At 58.9% G+C, this 18560-nt stretch carries 17 protein-coding genes; 6 read left to right on the plus strand and 11 right to left on the minus strand.

The genetic code is table 11. The features are described from left to right. The first annotated feature begins 65 nt into the window (after nucleotides 1-65). Complete coding sequence (locus tag KW840_RS06170) at nucleotides 66-1121, plus strand: phosphorylcholine phosphatase (RefSeq protein WP_057712888.1); 1056 nt, start codon at nucleotides 66-68, stop codon at nucleotides 1119-1121. A gap of 540 nt (nucleotides 1122-1661) precedes the next feature. After that, complete coding sequence (locus tag KW840_RS06175; RefSeq protein WP_218494687.1) at nucleotides 1662-1949, plus strand: DUF6124 family protein; 288 nt, start codon at nucleotides 1662-1664, stop codon at nucleotides 1947-1949. Between the two features lie 165 nt (nucleotides 1950-2114). Here KW840_RS06175 and ilvD read toward each other — a convergent pair whose 3' ends face one another. The 4 genes from ilvD to KW840_RS06195 form a co-directional block, all read right to left on the minus strand. Then, on the minus strand, nucleotides 2115-3956 hold the full coding sequence (ilvD, locus tag KW840_RS06180; protein ID WP_057712890.1) for a dihydroxy-acid dehydratase: 1842 nt from the start codon (nucleotides 3954-3956) through the stop codon (nucleotides 2115-2117). A 218-nt stretch (nucleotides 3957-4174) separates the two neighbouring features. Continuing rightward, nucleotides 4175-5371: an MFS transporter gene (locus tag KW840_RS06185; RefSeq protein WP_218494688.1), complete on the minus strand. Its 1197-nt coding sequence runs from the start codon at nucleotides 5369-5371 to the stop codon at nucleotides 4175-4177. A gap of 2 nt (nucleotides 5372-5373) precedes the next feature. Continuing rightward, nucleotides 5374-6477, minus strand: coding sequence for a SagB family peptide dehydrogenase (locus KW840_RS06190; RefSeq protein ID WP_218494689.1), 1104 nt, complete (start codon nucleotides 6475-6477; stop codon nucleotides 5374-5376). 383 nt (nucleotides 6478-6860) lie between these two features. Then, nucleotides 6861-8057, minus strand: a complete 1197-nt coding sequence (locus tag KW840_RS06195) for a class I SAM-dependent rRNA methyltransferase (protein WP_057712894.1) — start codon at nucleotides 8055-8057, stop codon at nucleotides 6861-6863. Nucleotides 8058-8210: 153 nt separating this feature from the next. Between KW840_RS06195 and KW840_RS06200 the strand changes: the two genes are divergently transcribed. Both KW840_RS06200 and mutM read left to right on the plus strand, forming a co-directional pair. Beyond that, complete coding sequence (locus KW840_RS06200; RefSeq protein ID WP_090451968.1) at nucleotides 8211-9080, plus strand: HDOD domain-containing protein; 870 nt, start codon at nucleotides 8211-8213, stop codon at nucleotides 9078-9080. Nucleotides 9081-9122: 42 nt separating this feature from the next. Next, nucleotides 9123-9935, plus strand: a complete 813-nt coding sequence (mutM, locus tag KW840_RS06205) for a bifunctional DNA-formamidopyrimidine glycosylase/DNA-(apurinic or apyrimidinic site) lyase (RefSeq protein ID WP_057712896.1) — start codon at nucleotides 9123-9125, stop codon at nucleotides 9933-9935. Between the two features lie 135 nt (nucleotides 9936-10070). Here the strand turns inward: mutM and KW840_RS06210 are convergent, their stop codons facing one another. From KW840_RS06210 to KW840_RS06230, 5 genes are all read right to left on the minus strand, one after another. Next, nucleotides 10071-10322 carry a YfhL family 4Fe-4S dicluster ferredoxin gene (locus tag KW840_RS06210; RefSeq protein WP_003195146.1) on the minus strand — a complete coding sequence of 84 codons (252 nt, stop codon included), beginning with the start codon at nucleotides 10320-10322 and terminating at the stop codon, nucleotides 10071-10073. Nucleotides 10323-10493: 171 nt separating this feature from the next. Next, a complete protein-coding gene (gene coaD / locus KW840_RS06215; RefSeq protein ID WP_046039203.1) occupies nucleotides 10494-10973 on the minus strand; it encodes a pantetheine-phosphate adenylyltransferase in 480 nt (159 codons plus the stop codon). Between the two features lie 115 nt (nucleotides 10974-11088). After that, nucleotides 11089-12684, minus strand: coding sequence for a GMC family oxidoreductase (locus KW840_RS06220; protein WP_218494690.1), 1596 nt, complete (start codon nucleotides 12682-12684; stop codon nucleotides 11089-11091). Nucleotides 12685-12824: 140 nt separating this feature from the next. Continuing rightward, nucleotides 12825-13370: a hypothetical protein gene (locus tag KW840_RS06225; RefSeq protein ID WP_057712898.1), complete on the minus strand. Its 546-nt coding sequence runs from the start codon at nucleotides 13368-13370 to the stop codon at nucleotides 12825-12827. A 28-nt stretch (nucleotides 13371-13398) separates the two neighbouring features. Continuing rightward, on the minus strand, nucleotides 13399-14829 hold the full coding sequence (locus tag KW840_RS06230; protein ID WP_154909938.1) for a coniferyl aldehyde dehydrogenase: 1431 nt from the start codon (nucleotides 14827-14829) through the stop codon (nucleotides 13399-13401). Nucleotides 14830-14974: 145 nt separating this feature from the next. On the opposite strand from KW840_RS06230, the gene KW840_RS06235 reads away from it, so the two are divergent. Further along, nucleotides 14975-15646, plus strand: coding sequence for a TetR/AcrR family transcriptional regulator (locus KW840_RS06235; RefSeq protein ID WP_057712900.1), 672 nt, complete (start codon nucleotides 14975-14977; stop codon nucleotides 15644-15646). Between the two features lie 32 nt (nucleotides 15647-15678). Continuing rightward, a complete protein-coding gene (locus tag KW840_RS06240; protein ID WP_218494691.1) occupies nucleotides 15679-16533 on the plus strand; it encodes a sulfurtransferase in 855 nt (284 codons plus the stop codon). 131 nt (nucleotides 16534-16664) lie between these two features. Here the strand turns inward: KW840_RS06240 and KW840_RS06245 are convergent, their stop codons facing one another. Continuing rightward, a complete protein-coding gene (locus tag KW840_RS06245; RefSeq protein ID WP_057712902.1) occupies nucleotides 16665-17504 on the minus strand; it encodes an AraC family transcriptional regulator in 840 nt (279 codons plus the stop codon). Nucleotides 17505-17507: 3 nt separating this feature from the next. Then, a complete protein-coding gene (locus KW840_RS06250) occupies nucleotides 17508-18506 on the minus strand; it encodes a hydrolase (RefSeq protein WP_090457712.1) in 999 nt (332 codons plus the stop codon). Between the last annotated feature and the right edge of the window lie 54 nt (nucleotides 18507-18560).

Here is an 18560-nt window from a genome sequence, read left to right on the forward strand (position 1 = left end):
ACAGACGAGGACTGTCACACTTATTTGTTAGCGTCGATACCTTTCACATTCAGGGAGAAACGCCGATGAAGTTCGCACCGAAATTACTGGCTGCAGCACTTTGCCTGGGCCTTGCCGGCCAGGTTTTCGCAACGGATCTGAAACACTGGCCAGCCGATCAGGCCAAGGCACTGGACGCGATGATCGCGGCCAACGCCAACAAAGGTAACTACGCGGTGTTTGACATGGACAACACCAGTTACCGCTATGACCTGGAAGAGTCGTTGCTGCCGTTCATGGAGAACAAGGGCCTGATCACCCGCGACAAGCTCGATCCCTCCCTGAAACTGATGCCGTTCAAGGACACCGCCGACCACAAGGAAAGCCTGTTCAGCTACTACTACCGCCTCTGTGAACTCGACGACATGGTTTGCTATCCATGGGTCGCCCAGGTGTTCTCCGGCTTTACGCTCAAGGAACTCAAGGGCTACGTCGACGAGATGATGGCGTCGGGCAAACCGGTGCCGGCCACTTATTACGAAGGCGATGTGGTCAAGAAGCTCGACGTCAACCCGCCGAAGATCTTCACGGGCCAGCAAGAGCTGTACAACAAACTGATGGAGAACGGCATCGAGGTCTACGTGATGACCGCCGCCTCCGAAGAGCTGGTGCGCATGGTCGCGGCCGATCCGAAGTACGGCTACAACGTAAAACCGCAGAACGTGATCGGCGTGTCGCTGCTGCTCAAGGACCAGAAGACGGGCGAGCTGACCACTGCGCGCAAGCAGATCACCGCCGGCAAGTATGACGAGAAGGCCAACCTCGGCCTCGAACTGACCCCGTACCTGTGGACCCCGGCGACCTGGATGGCCGGCAAGCACGCGGCTATCCTGACCTACATCGATGAGTGGAAAAAACCGGTGCTGGTCGGCGGCGATACCCCGACCAGTGATGGTTACATGTTGTTCCACAGTGTTGACGTGGCCAAGGGCGGCATCCACCTGTGGGTCAATCGCAAGGACAAATACATGACCCAGATTAACGGCATGATGGCCAAGAATGCCGCGGCCCAGGCCAAGGAAGGGATGACGGTGACTGCCGACAAGAACTGGGTGATCGTCAAGCCTGAAGAAATCCAGTAATTGTAGGAGCGAGCCTGCTCGCGATGGTCGTTAACGATGACGCGTGCTGTCTGATTTGACGCGGTGTCCTTGCGTTCATCGCGAGCAAGCTCGCTCCTACAGTTTGATCGGTGTTGTTCCCCAATCCAGTGTTCAACGCAGATCCATTGTGGGAGCGAGCTTGCTCGCGATGAGGCCAGTCGGTGCAATGAAAGCCTCTGTTTGATCGCCATCTCCTGACAGTCGCAACCTACGCTTTCTTGCGTAAGGGACTACGACTACGCCAGAATCCGCCGGCTTGTGCGCCTTACTCCCGGACTCTACCGTCTACCTGTCGCTGAACATCAGTGATCGGGTTTGGTAGCCTGGCTGTGTAGGGTGCAAAGCATCATGATTTGCAGACGTTCTTGCGTCTCTGCTTTTTATGGTGGTCATGCACAGGGCGCTTTCGGGCGCGCCGGTTTCCTTACACCCCGGTCTACCAACCTGCGCATGGCCGCCACCCTTCGTTTGGTAGCGAGGGTGATGGCTCCTTGTCTTATGGTGTAAGGAGTTTTATCAATGCTGAAAATTACCCCCGATCCTCCCGAATCAAACAACCTCTCCGCCCACATCAACGCCACCCCGCGCAAACCCAGCCGAACATTCCTGATCGCGCCCGGCCTCGACACCGAAACCCTGTTGGCCCACGCCTGCGAATCACTCGCCTCGGCCAATGTCATGGCCAACGATTTCGCCGGCCTGCTGGAAGGCTCCCAACGCAGCACGATGCTGGGGATTGCGCAGGTCATCATGCTGGGCGAGCTGGCGGTGAATCAGGCGCTCGATAATCTCGATCCACAAAATTAACTTGTAGGAGCGAGCTTGCTCGCGATGGTCGTTAACGATGACGTGTACTTTCTGATTTGACGCGGTGTCCTTGCGTCCATCGCGAGCAAGCTCGCTCCTACAAGGGGTGCCGCAAACAAAAATGCCCCGCACTTGGCGGGGCATTTTTTGTCCGACGCTTAAGCCTTACAGCCCGTCAAGCATCGCCTTGTTACGCACAGCACCCTTGTCGGCACTGGTTGCCAGCAGGGCGTAGGCCTTCAGGGCAGTGGTCACTTTACGTGGACGCACTTCCACCGGTTTCCAGCCTTTCTTGTCCTGCTCCACTCGGCGTGCGGCCAGTTCTTCGTCGCTGACCAACAGGTTGATCGAGCGGTTCGGAATGTCGATCAGCACTTTGTCGCCGTCCTGCACCAGGCCAATCGCGCCGCCGGCAGCCGCTTCAGGCGAAGCGTGGCCGATGGACAGACCGGAAGTACCGCCGGAGAAACGGCCGTCGGTGAGCAGGGCGCAGGCTTTGCCCAGGCCTTTGGATTTCAGGTACGAAGTCGGGTAGAGCATTTCCTGCATGCCCGGGCCGCCTTTCGGGCCTTCGTAGCGAATGATGACGATGTCGCCTTCTTTCACTTCGTCGGCGAGGATGCCGCGTACGGCGCTGTCCTGGCTTTCGAAGATCTTCGCGTTGCCTTCGAACACGTGGATCGATTCGTCGACGCCAGCGGTTTTCACCACGCAGCCATCCAGAGCGATGTTGCCGTAGAGCACGGCCAGGCCGCCTTCTTGCGAGTAAGCGTGCTCGACACTGCGGATGCAGCCGTTTTCACGGTCGTCGTCCAGGGTTTCCCAGCGGGTCGACTGGCTGAACGCGGTTTGCGTCGGGATGCCCGCCGGACCGGCCTTGAAGAAGTGGTGCACGGCTTCGTCGTTGGTCTGGGTGATGTCCCACTTGGCGATGGCTTCTTCCATGCTGCGGCTGTGCACGGTCGGCAGCTGGGTGTGCAGCAAACCGCCACGGGCCAGCGAACCGAGGATGCTGAAGATCCCGCCGGCACGGTGAACGTCTTCCATGTGGTACTTCTGGATGTTCGGCGCGACCTTGCACAGTTGTGGCACGTTGCGAGAAAGACGGTCGATGTCGCGCAGGTCGAAATCGATCTCGGCTTCCTGGGCTGCGGCCAGCAAGTGCAGGATGGTGTTGGTGGAACCGCCCATGGCGATGTCCAGGGTCATGGCGTTTTCGAACGCCTGGAAGTTGGCGATGTTGCGCGGCAACACCGACTGATCGTTCTCGCCGTAGTAACGCTTGCACAGCTCGACGATGGTGCGGCCGGCCTGCAGGAACAGCTGCTCGCGGTCGCTGTGGGTGGCCAGGGTCGAACCGTTGCCCGGCAATGCCAGACCCAGCGCTTCGACCAGGCAGTTCATCGAGTTGGCGGTGAACATGCCGGAGCACGAACCGCAGGTCGGGCAGGCGCTACGCTCGTACTCGGCGACTTTCTCGTCAGAAGCGCTGGAGTCGGCGGCGATCACCATGGCGTCGACCAGGTCGAGGCCGTGGGAAGCGAGTTTGGTCTTGCCGGCTTCCATCGGGCCGCCGGAGACGAAGATCACCGGGATGTTCAGGCGCAGGGACGCCATCAGCATGCCAGGGGTGATCTTGTCGCAGTTGGAGATGCACACGATGGCGTCGGCGCAGTGGGCGTTGACCATGTACTCGACGGAGTCGGCGATGATCTCGCGGCTCGGCAGCGAATACAGCATGCCGTCGTGGCCCATGGCGATGCCGTCGTCCACAGCGATGGTGTTGAATTCTTTTGCCACACCGCCAGCGCGTTCGATCTCGCGGGCGACGAGTTGGCCCAGATCTTTCAGGTGCACGTGCCCCGGTACGAACTGGGTGAAGGAGTTGGCAATGGCGATGATCGGCTTCTTGAAGTCGTCATCTTTCATCCCCGTGGCGCGCCACAGAGCGCGGGCGCCGGCCATGTTGCGGCCGTGGGTGGATGTTTTCGAGCGGTAATCAGGCATGAAGCACTCCGGGCGGCTAATCAGGTATCAAAAGGGAAGTGAGCTTCTATTGACGTCTGGAACACTCAGAAATGGCCGCGTGTCCGGAAGTTGCCGATAACTTTGCGGGATCGCCGCGCGCTTCAGCTTGAGCTCATAAACCCGCCGGGGATGACTGGCGATGAATGTTCGCGATTCTACACGGCTGGCGGCTGGAGGGAATGCCGTAGGGCGCTTGATCATCGCCCGACCCGCGCATTTATCAGCAATCCCCACAGACTGAAGCCGATGAAACAGACGGCAATGACCGTCAACAGGTGGGGGCCTGCCTGGGCAAGCACAGCGCTACTGATGGCTGCGGTGAGGAACATGATTGTATTGCCAGCGGATGCAGCGGTTCCGGCATTGCTGGAAAACAGCAGCATTGCTGCAGAAATGGCTGCTGGCCGAACTAGGGTGACAGCCAGCGCACTGATCAGCATTGGCACAAACAATGTCAACGTCGTTATTGCGTTGAAGGTCAGGATCAACCCTAAAGCCAGGCCGGCGATGATCAACAGGCTCAACCCAAGGTTGATCTGTTTGTTGAGGGAAATGCGCTTCTGCGCGGCCGAAGCCAGAGCACCACCGAGGACGTAAGCCACGCCATACAGCACGAGAACCAACGCATACTGGTATTCAGACAGTTTCAGTACGTCCATAAAAATTATCGGGGTCACGCTGATAAGGGCGAAGTAGCAGGAGAAGACCAGCGCGGCGATCCACCAATAGCGAACAAAGTCTTTGCTGTTCAGGATGGTTTTCAGTGTTGAAATAATTGAAGTGGGCTCGTGGTCAACTCGGGCTGATCTGGCAGGCAATACGGTTTGCGCATGGATAAAAATACCGAGTGCCATCAGGGAAAACGCATAAAAGCTGCCTTGCCAATCAAAGGTCGCTTGCAGCCATGAACCAAGCAGAGGGGACAGTGCGACAAATGACCCGCTCAGGGTCATGTAATAAATGCGCACCCGGGCTCGATCCTTTTCTTCGAACAGGTCCTCCACTAGCGCGTGGCCCAGCACAAAAAAGCCGCACCCTAATGCCTGAACGGCGCGAAAGCCCATAAAAGTCGAATAATCCGTTGCCTGGGTACAGCCGATCGCACCTATTGAGCATAGGAACAGGCATCCAAGCAGCACTTCCTTGCGCCCCCATTTGTCCGACAGGGGGCCGGTTACCAGTTGCGCGAAAGAAAAAACCAATGTGAACAAGCTAACCGAAAACGCGATATCAACCATTGACGTATTGAACTCCAACGCCAGGGCTGGGAAAGAGGGGAGCAGGATGTTGAGAGGAAAAAAACTGATTAACGAAATACTGGTGATAAGAATGAATCGGGAGATTTTTTGAGCTGTGATGTTGTCGCTTGTCTTGGTGATTGAGTGTTCTGACATTTTTATTGAGTTCCGGAGTTTGGCGGGCCATTTTTGTTTAATAAACTTTGTAGGTCCTCACACAATGTCTCTCCTTTGCTGTGTCCGGCACCTATAAAGAGAAATACTTGTTCTGATAGGTCATCCAATTTTATAAGTTTTTCTATTTTTGATTCGGTCAGGGCTGCGGTTAGCCAGGTATTCAACCCAAGTGATGTCGCGCACAGTTGTATGGTTTGCGATATGTGGCCGATCTCAAGCAATGAAACCCGATAGGCTTGCGAGTGAGGGTATTTCCACCACATTTTATCGAGGCGCGAAGTAAGGAAAATTCCAAAAGGAATGTTGTTGGCAAAGTGTTGGCCTTGTAGAAGGGAGCCGAGAGGGCTGTTTAAGCGACTCAATAATTTTAAAGCGTGCAGGTTCGGGTGGTAGTAATAAATTCCAGGGTCGATCCCTTGCACGTTGTAAGCATATAAATACCCTTCGCTGGCGTTCAGTCCACCACCTGACGGGCTGCTGCGTCGTGCATTGAACATGCCCGGAGTCAGTTCGCAGGTATCGGACTCTCGCTCCTTCAGGTAACCGAGACAAAGGTAGAGAAGCGTGCTGACATCATTCAACGACACGCTTTTTTTCAGAAAGGAACGGCATGTTTTCCGCTGCAACAAGACTTGCTTGAATCCGATATGCCCCTCTAATGCCCTATTGTCAGTGGGGGCTGGCAGGCAGAGCAGGTTCTCACGCTGGAGGTTGGCAAATGGGTGAGGTGGTGGGGGCTCTCGACCCAGCGCCTCCTGACAATGAGCGAAGTAACGATCAGCCCATTCCTTTGTGTTCTTTGGGGTATCGCCAGCACCAAGGTCTTTGGTTCCGATGTGAAAAATCTTCGAAAGGTCATCCCATTGCCAGTCATCTGGTGGTAAGTCCTCATCGACGAATATACCGGCTTCAAAAAAATCAGTGTCGATTGTGTGGCATTTATCAAATAGTTCTGTTTGCTCGATAAGCTCAATTAATCGACCGGCGTGAGAGCTGTCGACTTCGAATTGCTCATGAGTTTTATAGTTCCAGATGAAAAGCCGAGGAGGCTTGGGCAGTAAAAAAATATAGGGGTTGAGTTGCATGCGGCATCCCTCTTTTTAAAAGCCGGACAGAAGGTTTTCTGTCCGGCTTTTCCTGAGTGATTACTTAGGCGTGCTAAGCATCGCGTGGTGGTGTACCGCTAGATTTTTCTCAAGTTGAACTTTTTTCATGATTCAATCTCCAGTAAAGGTTTTTACATCCACCACTCAAGTATTCAAGTGGTAAGCTGGATAATAGGCCTGGATGGATTGAGGTCAAACGAAATGGTGTAGGGCGTTTCTCGAAGTGATGTGGTCCTGTTCCGATAACTTTTTCAAGGTCGGTAAATTCTTAATAAGAATGAAGTTTTTGTATTGGTGTCGGATGGCTAGTTGATCGTTCGCGCTATTGAAGTGCGGACGATCAACCTCAGTGCTGTCAGCAATTAACTATTCGGCAGCAACCGGCAGGTAATGCTCTTGATGTAGCGGGTTTCCGGGATGGCTGGATGCACCGGATGATCCGGACCCTGGCCGCCGCGTTCCAGCATCTGGATATTGCGATCCAGGTGACGGGCGCTGGTCAGCAGGATGTTCTGCAGGTCGTCTTCCGGCAGGTGCATCGAGCAGGATGCGCTGACCAGGATGCCGTCCTTGGTCAGCAGGCGCATGGCTTGCTCGTTCAGGCGGCGGTAGGCGCCTTCGCCGTTCTTCATGTCTTTCTTGCGTTTGATGAACGCCGGCGGGTCGGCCACGATCACGTCGAAGCGTTCTTCGCTGGCTTTCAGCTCTTTGAGGGCTTCGAACACGTCGCCTTCGATGCAGGTCATTTTCTCGGCGAAACCGTTCAGCGCGGCGTTGCGCTCGACGCCGTCGAGGGCGAAGGCCGATGCGTCGACGCAGAACACTTCACTGGCGCCGAATGCGGCAGCCTGCACGCCCCAACCGCCGATGTAGCTGTAGAGGTCCAGTACGCGCTTGCCCTTGGCATAAGGCGCCAGGCGTGCGCGGTTCATGCGGTGGTCGTAGAACCAGCCGGTTTTTTGACCCTGGATGACCGGGGCTTCGAACTTCACGCCGTTCTCTTCAAGGGCAACCCACTCCGGCACCAGGCCGAACACGGTTTCGACGTAGCGGTTGAGGCCTTCGGCGTCACGGGCAGCGGAGTCGTTTTTGAACAGAATGCCGCTTGGCTTGAGCACTTGGGTCAGCGCCGCGATCACGTCGTCTTTATGGGCTTCCATGGTTGCCGATGCGATCTGCACCACCAGGATGTCGCCGAAACGGTCGACCACCAGGCCTGGCAGCAGGTCGGAATCGCCGTAGACCAGGCGATAGAACGGCTTGTCGAACAGGCGCTCGCGCAGGGACAGGGCCACGTTCAGGCGGTGCACCAGCAGCGATTTGTCCAGCGGCAGCTTGATGTCGCGCGACAGCAAACGGGCGCAGATCAGGTTGTTCGGGCTCATGGCGACGATGCCCAGCGGCTTGCCGCCGGCGGCTTCGAGGATCGCCTGGTCGCCGGCCTTGAAACCGTGCAAAGGCGTAGCGGCTACATCGATTTCGTTGCTGTAGACCCACAAGTGACCGTTGCGCAGACGACGGTCGGCGTTGGCTTTGAGGCGCAGGCTAGGCAGGGACATGTCGTCGCTCCGGAAAAAAGAGCGGGAGTATAGCGTGTTGAGGCCCCGGATTGGCCTGCAAGTGGACATGTGGCGAGGGTTGTCTTGCGATTTGGTATGTCGGATCCAACTTTATAAAGGTTAGAATCGCCGTCTGACCCAGAGTGTGCACACATGTCCCAAGAGCTGACTTCCGAACAGATCCAACAAGCCCTGCAGGGCATCAGCGTACCGGCCCAGCCGCAAATCATGGTGGATTTGCAGATGGAGCAGTACATGCCCGACCCGGATCTGGAAGTCATCGCCAAGCTGATATCCCAGGATCCGGGCCTTTCCGGTTCCTTGCTGAAAATTGTCAATTCGCCGTATTACGGGCTGAGCAACAAGATTGCCTCGATCCAGCGTGCGGTGAATCTGCTGGGCAGCCGCTCGGTCATCAACCTGATCAATGCACAGTCGATCAAGGGCGAGATGAATGACGACACCATCGTCACCCTGAACCGTTTCTGGGACACCGCTCAGGACGTGGCAATGACCTGTCTGACCCTGGCCAAGCGCATCGGCGTTGAAAATGGCGACGAAGCGTATGCCCTGGGCTTGTTCCATGACTGCGGCGTTCCCTTGATGCTCCAGCGTTTCCCCGACTACATGGGTGTACTGGAGCAGGCCTATGCCAACGCCAGCGCCGAATGCCGGGTGGTCGACACGGAGAACCAGGTGTTCAATACCAATCACTCGGTGGTCGGGTATTACACGGCCAAGTCCTGGCGTCTGCCGGAACATGTGAGTGCTGCGATCGCCAATCACCACAATGCCCTGGCGATATTCAGTGATGAATCTTCGCGCAACAGTTCGTTGAAGAACCTGCTGGCGATCCTGAAGATGGCCGAGCATATTTGCGCGTCGTACCGGGTGCTGGGCAATCAGGCCGAAGATCACGAGTGGAACAGCATCGCGCCGCTGGTGCTCGATTATGTCGGCCTCTCGGACTACGACTTCGAGACCCTCAAACAGACAATCCGCGACCTCGGCACTCATCGCTGAGTGTCGGAACCTTCCAGGCCATGCGCCTGATCCGAGAGCACCATGCCTGAATTGCCAGAAGTCGAAACCACCCGTCGCGGTATCGCGCCGTTCCTGGAAGGCCAGCGGGTCAGCCGGGTGATCGTGCGTGAACGCCGCTTGCGCTGGCCAATTCCCGAGGACCTTGATGTGCGGTTGTCCGGGCAGCGCATCGTACTGGTGGAGCGTCGCGCCAAGTACCTGCTGATCAATGCCGAAGTCGGCACCTTGATCAGCCATCTGGGCATGTCAGGCAATTTACGTCTGGTGGAGGCCGGGCTGCCGGCGGCCAAGCATGAGCATGTGGACATCGAACTGGAGTCGGGCCTGGCCCTGCGTTACACCGACCCACGGCGTTTCGGCGCGATGCTCTGGAGCCTCGACCCGCTCAATCACGAATTGCTGATCCGCCTGGGGCCGGAACCTCTGACCGACCTGTTCGACGGCGAGCGCCTGTTCCAGCTGTCCCGTGGACGTTCGATGGCGGTCAAGCCGTTCATCATGGATAACGCGGTAGTGGTGGGCGTCGGCAATATCTACGCGACCGAAGCGTTGTTCGCTGCCGGGATCGACCCGCGCCGCGAAGCCAAGAGCATTTCCCGTGCGCGTTACTTGAAGCTGGCCATCGAGATCAAGCGCATCCTGGCGGCCGCTATCGAGCGCGGCGGTACCACGCTGCGGGATTTTATCGGTGGCGACGGTCAGCCTGGTTATTTCCAGCAGGAACTGTTCGTGTACGGCCGTGGTGGTGAGCACTGCAAGGTCTGTGGCACGGGCCTGCGGGAAGTGAAACTCGGGCAGCGTGCCAGCGTTTTTTGTCCGCGTTGTCAGAGCTGAAAGTCAGTCAGATTTTCAGTGAGGCTGATGACGTCATCGCGAGCAAGCTCGCTCCCACAGGGGTTTTGTGAACGATGCAATTCCAGTGTGGGAGCGAGCTTGCTCGCGATGAGGCCCGAAAGAGCACTGCATCATTCAAGCCTTGCCGGTAATTTTCCGGTACTTCTCCATCAACTGTTCTTCAGTCTCCGGATGAGCTTCGTCCAGTGGAATGCAATCCACCGGGCAGACCTGCTGGCACTGCGGTTCGTCGTAGTGGCCGACACACTGGGTGCACAGGTTCGGGTCGATCACGTAGATCTCTTCGCCTTGGGAAATGGCGGCGTTCGGGCACTCGGGTTCGCAGACGTCGCAGTTGATGCAATCGTCGGTGATGATCAGGGACATGCTAACTCCAGCCGGGGCGGCAGGCCCGGGCGCAATAAACCAATGCGTCTAATTGTGCCGCATTGGCGCTGTGGGAGCGAGCTTGCTCGCGAAAAACCTGAGAACGCCGCGGGGTGTCGGGTTTCCCGCGTTATCGTTGACGTCCATCGCGAGCAGGCTCGCTCCTACAGTTTACTTCTTGAAGCGTTCGGTCAGGGCGTCCGCCACCACAGGGTGCACGAACTTGGTGATATCGCCGCCCAGGGCTGCGATTTCACGGACCAGCGTCGAGGAAATGAACGAATAACGCTCGGACGGGGTCAGGAACAGGCTTTCCACGTCCGGCGCCAGCTGGCGGTTCATGTTGGCCAGCTGGAATTCGTATTCGAAGTCCGACACCGCGCGCAAACCACGCAGGAACACGTTGGCATTCTTCTCTTTGGCGAAGTGCGCCAGCAGCGTCGAGAAGCCGACGACTTCAACGTTCGGCAGATGTTTAGTCACCTCGCGCGCCAGTTCTACCCGTTGTTCCAGAGGAAACAACGGGTTTTTCTTCGGGCTCGCGGCGACGGCGATGATCACGTGATCGAACAGGCGCGAGGCGCGTTCGACCAGATCGCCATGGCCCTTGGTAATAGGGTCGAAGGTACCTGGGTACAACACTCGGTTCATCGCGTCGTCCTGGCGGGAATCCGTTGGGGAGTCGGATGGTATCGCAGCCTTCCCGGTCGGCCAAGTCGCCTGTTGGGTAAGAAAGCACTATAGACGATGGGAATTATCGTCATTTTCATGGGTTTTTTAAACGCATCGCCAGGGATGTCGCCAGTTGCGCCGTCAGTCCGTAGACCGACAGCTGCGGATTGGCACCAATGCTGGTGGGGAACAGCGAGCCGTCGTGGATCGACAGATTGCCCAGTTGATGATGCCGGCCGAGGCTGTCGGTCACTGCGATTGTCGGGTCTTCGCCCATGGCACAACCGCCCATCACATGGGCACTACCCAGGCGTGTGCGATACAACTCCAGGCTCAGGCCGTCGATCAGCGTGCGCGCTTCGGCGAGGGTCTTCACGTAGCGGGCGTCGGCGTGCATCGGCATCACGGCCTTGGCGCCACCGGCAAACTGGATCTCGGCCATGGTATGGAACGCCCGGCGCAATCCATCCCAGGCGTAGGGTGATAGCTGATAGTCCAGCACCGGCGTGTCATCGCTGCGCAATTCGACGCTGCCACCGGGACTGTCCGGGTGAAAACCGTCCCGCAGCAACGCCAGCATGGCGTGGGTATGGGCCAGATTGGCCATGTGTTGCGAGTTTTCCTGACCGAAACCACCGAGCAATGTCGTGGCCAGCGCCGGGTGCAGAGGCGGGACTTCCAGTTTGTAGGACATTTTGCCCGTGGTGCCGTCCTGCCATTGGAAATGGTCGGAATAGATCGACTGCGGCGCGCCGTAGAAGGGGTTGACCACTTCGTCGAACAACGCGGCGGACATGTTTACCGGGTGCAGGAATGTGCGTTTGCCCAGGCGCTTGTGCGGGTCGGGTGCCCCGGAACGCATCAGCAAGGCCGGGCTGTTGATGCCGCCACCGGCCAGCACGAAATGCCGAGCCTTGACCGTGATGGTGCGTCCGGTCGGTGCGACGCAGCGTTCATCCATCGCCGAACATTGCAGGCCGGTGACCTTGTCGCCACTGATCGTGAGTTTTTCGGCGCGGGCCAGGTAAAGCAGCTCACCGCCTTTTTCCAGTGTCGCCGGAATGGTGGTGATCATCATCGATTGCTTGGCGTTGGTCGGGCAGCCCATGCCGCAGTATCCGAGGTTCCAGCAGCCGCGAACGTTGCGCGGGATGACGTGCCATGAGTAATTCAGTGCTTCGCAGCCCTTGCGGATCACATCGTTGTTGGCGTTGGGCGGCACCATCCACGGCGCGACGCCCAGGCGTTGCTCCATTTTCTCGAACCACGGCGCCATGTCCGCCGGACTGTGGCCCTTGACGTTGTGCTCTTTGGCCCAGTGTTCCAGGGTCGGCTCCGGGGTGCGGAAACTAGAGGTCCAGTTGATCAGCGTGGTGCCGCCCACCGCCCGGCCCTGGAGGATGGTGATCGCGCCGTCCTTGCTCATGCGGCCAATGCCTTCCTGATAAAGGTTGGCGTAGGCCTCGTCTTCGAGCAGCTTGAAGTCGCTGCTGGTCTTGAGAGGGCCTTCCTCGATCAGCAGTACCTTGTAGCCGGCTGCGCTGAGGATTTCGGCGGTGGTGCCGCCGCCGGCACCGCTGCCGATGATCGCCACGTCCGCTTCGAGAGTAAGGTCCTGGGTCAGTTGCGAGCCGTTGTAGGTTTTCCAGCCTCGGGCCATGCCTTCGCGGAACGGATCGGGTACGGGCATTTTCGGATTCTCTTTTTATTGTTGGAGTAGGCGGTGAAGCGGCTGACGCTATCGCGAGCAAGCTCGCTCCCACAGGGGACCTCCAGTGTTCACACGGTCAGTGTGGGAGCGAGCTTGCTCGCGATGGGGTCGACTAGCTTTCAGACGGTTGGCGGCCCGGGATACCCGCAATGCGCCCACGATTCCTTGCGGCCGTACCAGGCCATCATCACCAGTTGCAGCAAGGAGCTGTGGCCCATGCGCAACAGGCTCAACGAGCTGTTTTCCCAGCGATCGAGAAAAGCTCGGATGTCGTTGGCACTGGCGTTTTCCCAGCTGCCCCAGATCCCGGTCAGCGGTCCGCGGGTCACGGCCATTCCCAGCACATCGAACAGTTGTTGAGTCAGCTTGAGCATTTCCGGCGACAGGTGGGCCAGGCTGTAATCCAGGCTTTTCAGCGTGCCATCGACAGCCTCGGGCATCCGTTCGGCGGTCACGGCACCCTCGAGCATGACCGGGATCAACGCCCGCAAAAACAGCAGGTCGCCGCTGCGTAACGTGACGAAACCATTGGCCGGGGCGCTCGACGAACAGCCGCTGAGGCTGGCTCCGAGTCCGGCGGTGGCGAGGAAAGCTGTGGCGCCGAGGCTGAATTTAAGCAACCCGCGCCGTGACAGCGCGGGTGTATCGGACAGGCTGGGGGTCATTATTGTTATTACCCGACGGTGATTATCGTTAGCGGATGAACAGCTTCTGGATCAGCTTCTGAATCGACTTGCCGTACGGCGGATAGATCAACTTCGCGGCGTTGAACCGTTGTTTGATCAACACGCCCTTGGCTTTGCTGAAGGTCAGGAACCCTTCATGTCCGTGATAGTGGCCCATGCCCGAGGCACCAATGCCACCAAACGGCATGTCGTCCTGGGCGACGTGCAGCAGGGTGTCGTTCAGGCACACGCCGCCGGAATGGGTTTCGTGCAGCACGCGCTGTTGTTCGCGCTTGTCGTAGCCGAAGTAATACAGCGCCAGTGGGCGAGGGCGCTGGTTGATGTAGGCAAATGCCTGCTCCAGATCCTTGTACGGCACGATCGGCAGCAGCGGCCCGAAGATTTCGTCCTGCATCACCGTCATCTCGTCCGTAACATTGAGCAGCAGGCTATGGCTCATGCGGCGGCCCTGGCCCTGGTCGAACAGCGGCATCAGCAACGCACCCTTGCTGGTGGCGTCACTGACGTAACCGTTGAGACGCGCCAGTTGTCGCTCATTGATGATCGCGGTGTAGTCCGGGTTGTCGGCCAGCGTCGGATAAAACCCACGGACGGCTGTGCGATAGGCCTCGACGAAACCTCCGACGCGATTCTCCGGCACCAGCACATAGTCCGGGGCCACGCAGGTCTGGCCGGCATTCAGGGTCTTGCCGAAGGCGATGCGTTCGGCGGCGTCCTTGAGCGGCACATCCCGGGAAACGATGGCCGGGGATTTGCCGCCCAGCTCCAGGGTCACCGGGGTCAGGTTTTCCGCGGCGGCGCGCATGACGTGTTTGCCGATGCTGGTGGCGCCAGTGAACAGCAGGTGATCGAACGGCAGGCGTGAAAACGCCACGCCCATATCAGCCTCGCCCAGGACCACGCAAACCAGGTCTTCGGGGAAGATTCGCGCCAGCAGTTGCTTCATCAGCAAGCCGGTCGCGGGGGTCGACTCACTGAGCTTGAGCATCACCCGATTGCCCGCCGACAGCGCGCCGACCAACGGACCGATGGCCAGATACAACGGGTAGTTCCACGGCACGATGACCCCGACCACGCCCAGCGGTTGGTAAACCACTTTGGCCGAAGCTGGCTGGAAAGCGGCGCCCACCTTGCGTCGCGAGGCTCGCATCCAGCCCTTGAGGTGTTTGCTGGCGTAATGGATGCCGTGCAGGCTGGGCATCAGTTCCGCGAGCAGGGTTTCATCGGCGCTGCGATGGCTGAAGTCCTGGCTGATCGCATCGATCAGGGCCTGGCGTTCATTGCTCAACAAATCCTTTAGCGCCTTGAGCCATTGCTGGCGCTGCGCGGCCGGTGGCATCGGGTTGGCGGCGTACGCGGCACGCTGGGCGTCGAACAGGGCCTGAAGCTCTTCCAGCGGCTGCTGTAGGTTCTGCAGGTAGGAAATTTCAGCAGTCATGGTCGGCTCCGGATTTATTGTAATGAAGCACTTTTTAGAGTCTATGCTCTAAAAAGTCAAATGACATCCTGGAACAGCTTTGTTTTATCCGCTCGCGGATAGATCTAAGATGCCCGTCAACGCACTCTGAATTAAAGCTCAAGCCATGGCCCCACGGATCAAAACCAGCGAGCGCATCGTGCAGAACAGCCTGGAGCTGTTCAACCAGCAGGGCGAGCGCAGTATCAGCACCAACCACATCGCTGCCCATATGGAAATTTCCCCGGGCAACCTGTACTACCACTTCCCGAACAAGCAGGCGATCATCGCGGTGCTGTTCAGCGAGTACGAAAGCCTGGTGGACAGCTTCCTGCGCCCGCCCCAGGGCCGTGCCGCCACGGTGGAAGACAAACGCTTCTACCTCAAGGAGCTGCTGTCGGCGATGTGGCGCTACCGGTTTCTGCATCGCGATCTCGAACATTTGCTCGACAGCGATCCGGACCTGGCCGACCGCTATCGACGTTTCTCCCAGCGCTGCCTGATACAGGGGGGGGCGATCTACGAAGGTTTCGTCGCCGCCGGCATCCTGAAGATGGACAAGGTGCAGATCGAATCCTTGACGCTCAATGCCTGGATCATCCTCACGTCTTGGGTGCGCTTCCTGTGCACCACGCGGGAGAACTCCAGCCACTTGAGCGAGCAGGCCATTAAACGCGGGGTGTATCAGGTGCTGGTGCTGGAGGCCGGGTTCGTTACGGACCAGGCCCGCGATGCGGTCAGCGCCTTGTTCGAAGAGTTTTACGTGCCCCTGGCCCAGGCACTGGAAGAAGTACAGTAGGATCAAGGCCGAGTTAATCACAGGAGCCCGCTATGCCCATTGCGCAACTGATCAGCCCGCAAGCACTGGACCTGAAAAAGGACCAGCCGGGGCTGGTGATTCTGGATTGTCGTTTTGCCCTCGAAGACCCGGATTACGGTCAGCGCAGCTATGCCGAAGGGCACATCGCCGGTTCGAGCTATGCCGACCTCGAGCGTGACCTGAGTGGCGCCGTGGTCAAGGGCGTGACCGGGCGTCATCCGTTACCCGAGCCGGCGCAACTGATCGAACGCCTGCAAGCCTTCGGCATCAATGCCGATAGCGAAGTGGTTCTGTATGACGACGGTCCGGGGGCCTATGCGGCGCGGGCCTGGTGGTTGCTGGCATGGTTGGGCAAGCGCGACGGTGTGTTCATCCTTGATGGCGGTCTGAAGGCCTGGCACGCAGCCGGTTTGCCGCTGAGCCTGGATGCGCCGGCGATTCCCTGTGGTTCCTTCACCGGCAGTCCTGATACGGCGTTGCTGATCAGTGCCGAGCAGCTGCAAAAGCGCCTTGCACGGCCGGAACTGACCCTGCTCGATGCCCGCGCACTGCCGCGCTTCAAGGGTGAGGTGGAACCGATCGATCCGATTGCCGGGCACATCCCAGGTGCCCAGTGTGCTGCGTTTACCGAGAACCTGGGCAGTGACGGGCGCTTCCTGCCGGCCGATCAGCTCAAGCAGCGTTTCGCCGCGAAACTGGACGATCGTTCGCCAAATGATCTGGTGGCGTACTGCGGTTCCGGCGTGACGGCGTGCCACAACCTGTTTGCGTTGTGTCTGGCCGGTTATCCGTTGGGTTCGTTGTATGCCGGGTCGTGGAGCGAGTGGATCAACGAGCCTGCGCGGGGCATCGCCACCGGCGAATGAACGCCACGAAACCTTGTGGGAGCGAGCTTGCTCGCGATGGGGCCATTACATTCAATATTGATGCTGATTGTTAAGCCGCCATCGCGAGCAAGCTCGCTCCCACGGGGATGGATGGGGTTTGTGAGACCTCATCAAGCCTCAAGTCCCCGCTTTGCACTGCGATACGCCCCCGGTCCAACCCCATACACCTGCTTGAACTGCCGACTCAGATGGCTCTGGTCGGCAAACCCCAGTTGCATCGCGACTTCCAGCGGCAGACAGCCACTTTGCAGCAACGCCCGCGCCCGGGCGATACGCTGTTGCATCAGCCAGGTGTGCGGCGGCATGCCGGTGGCCCGGCGGAACACCCGGGCGAAATGGAATGGCGAGAGATTGACCGCCGTCGCCAGCGCTTCCAGTGAGGGCGGTGCTGCCAATTGCGAGTGCAGCAATTCCTTGGCCAGGCTTACGGCACGGTGTTCCTTGCCGGGTTTGCCGGCATCAGGCACCGCCGCATGACGCTGCAACAGCGACAGCACCAGTTCACGCCAGACCGTTTGTTGCTGCAATGCGCTGGCGGGGCTTTCCAGCAAACGGTGAAGTTGGCAGAAGCCGTTCACCAGATCCTGGTCGCGATACAGCGTGGCACCGAAGGCCGGCAAGTGGTGGGTTGGCAGTTCGAGTTCGGCCAGCAGCGAGGTCATCTGCCCGCTGTCCGGATAGAACGCCCGGTAAAGCCAGCCATCCTCGGTGCCTTTGTGACCGGTGTGCAGTTCATCAGGGTTGATCAGCACCAGCGTGCCGCTGCCCGCCAGGTGTTCAGCGCCGCGATAGCGATAACGCTGGGCGCCGGCCATGATCATGCCGATCACATAGCCGTCATGCACATGTGGGGCGAAACGATGGTCGATGTAGCGGGCGGACAATAACTCGACCCCGGCCAGTGGCGGGGTTTGCCAGAAGTGGATTGATTCGCCTTGGTCAGCGTCCATGATTCAAGAGTGCCCTATGGCGGCCAGCCACTCGGGGATACGTCGCTCCAGGTAGTAACCCGGTTGCCTGAGCGTACCGTCGACGAAGCCGACATGCCCGCCATTGGCTTGCAGTTCGAATTGCGTGCAAGCGGACAACTCATCGACCTGCGGCAGGCTGTGGGGAAACACGAAGGGGTCGTCGGCGGCCTGAATCATCAAGGTCGGCGTACGAATTTCGCCAAGGAAATAGCGGCTGGAGGCGCGGCGATAGTAATCCTCGGCATCGGCGAAACCGTGCAGTGGTGCAGTGACGCGTCCGTCGAAATCCCAGAACGTGCGCATGTTTTCCAGGGATCCGAGGGCCGCCAGGGCTGCCAGGCCCTCCTCGCGTCCGTCATGCTGGAATTGTCGCTGCTTGTTCTTGATGTAGGCGACCATCTCGCGCATGAAATGCGCCTGGTAAACCTTGGAGAAGCCTTGCCCGATACGGTCGGCGCACTGGTCCAGGCGGAACGGCACCGACACCGCCACGGCGCCCGTCACGCCGCTGTCGCTGCCGGTTTCGCCCAAATGCTTGAGCAGGACATTACCGCCCAGGGAGTAACCCACCGCATACAGTGGCGCGAGAGGCCGTTTGGCCCGCAAGTGCCTGATGGTTTCGGCCAGGTCTTCGCTGGCGCCGGAATGGTAGCTGCGCGGCAACAGGTTGGGTTCGCCCGAACAGCCGCGCCAGTTCAGTGCGACGCTCGCCCAGCCTCGGTCACCCAGGGCTTTTTGCATGCCGGCCACGTAAGGCGAATTCGAGGACCCGGTGAGCCCGTGCAATACCAGCACCAACGGTGCGTCGGCGCTGTGCGGGCCGTGCCAGTCGAGATCGAGAAAATCGCCGTCTTCAAGCCAAAGACGCTCGCGTTCGCGACCGATGTGCACGGTTTTACGCCACAGCGGCCCCCACAAGGTTTGCAAGTGCGGATTGCCGAGGCCGAAGGCGGGGGTGAAGCGTTCTGGCGGATGAGACACGATCATTCTCGATGCAGCGGTGCGTAGCGGGTACGCACCTTTTTCAGGTCGGTC

Source organism: Pseudomonas sp. PDM30 (assembly GCF_019218985.1).
GTDB lineage: Bacteria > Pseudomonadota > Gammaproteobacteria > Pseudomonadales > Pseudomonadaceae > Aquipseudomonas > Aquipseudomonas jessenii.

Excerpts from the sequence above, each read along its gene's own strand:
- KW840_RS06230 (WP_154909938.1), bottom strand. The coding sequence starts at position 14,829 with ATGACTGCTGAAATTTCCTACCTGCAGAACCTACAGCAGCCGCTGGAA.
- KW840_RS06225 (WP_057712898.1), bottom strand. The coding sequence starts at position 13,370 with ATGACCCCCAGCCTGTCCGATACACCCGCGCTGTCACGGCGCGGGTTG.
- KW840_RS06185 (WP_218494688.1), bottom strand. The coding sequence starts at position 5,371 with ATGTCAGAACACTCAATCACCAAGACAAGCGACAACATCACAGCTCAA.
- KW840_RS06235 (WP_057712900.1), top strand. The coding sequence starts at position 14,975 with ATGGCCCCACGGATCAAAACCAGCGAGCGCATCGTGCAGAACAGCCTG.
- KW840_RS06220 (WP_218494690.1), bottom strand. The coding sequence starts at position 12,684 with ATGCCCGTACCCGATCCGTTCCGCGAAGGCATGGCCCGAGGCTGGAAA.
- KW840_RS06245 (WP_057712902.1), bottom strand. The coding sequence starts at position 17,504 with ATGGACGCTGACCAAGGCGAATCAATCCACTTCTGGCAAACCCCGCCA.
- ilvD (WP_057712890.1), bottom strand. The coding sequence starts at position 3,956 with ATGCCTGATTACCGCTCGAAAACATCCACCCACGGCCGCAACATGGCC.
- KW840_RS06170 (WP_057712888.1), top strand. The coding sequence starts at position 66 with ATGAAGTTCGCACCGAAATTACTGGCTGCAGCACTTTGCCTGGGCCTT.
- KW840_RS06190 (WP_218494689.1), bottom strand. The coding sequence starts at position 6,477 with ATGCAACTCAACCCCTATATTTTTTTACTGCCCAAGCCTCCTCGGCTT.
- KW840_RS06240 (WP_218494691.1), top strand. The coding sequence starts at position 15,679 with ATGCCCATTGCGCAACTGATCAGCCCGCAAGCACTGGACCTGAAAAAG.
- mutM (WP_057712896.1), top strand. The coding sequence starts at position 9,123 with ATGCCTGAATTGCCAGAAGTCGAAACCACCCGTCGCGGTATCGCGCCG.
- KW840_RS06200 (WP_090451968.1), top strand. The coding sequence starts at position 8,211 with ATGTCCCAAGAGCTGACTTCCGAACAGATCCAACAAGCCCTGCAGGGC.
- KW840_RS06210 (WP_003195146.1), bottom strand. The coding sequence starts at position 10,322 with ATGTCCCTGATCATCACCGACGATTGCATCAACTGCGACGTCTGCGAA.
- coaD (WP_046039203.1), bottom strand. The coding sequence starts at position 10,973 with ATGAACCGAGTGTTGTACCCAGGTACCTTCGACCCTATTACCAAGGGC.
- KW840_RS06195 (WP_057712894.1), bottom strand. The coding sequence starts at position 8,057 with ATGTCCCTGCCTAGCCTGCGCCTCAAAGCCAACGCCGACCGTCGTCTG.
- KW840_RS06175 (WP_218494687.1), top strand. The coding sequence starts at position 1,662 with ATGCTGAAAATTACCCCCGATCCTCCCGAATCAAACAACCTCTCCGCC.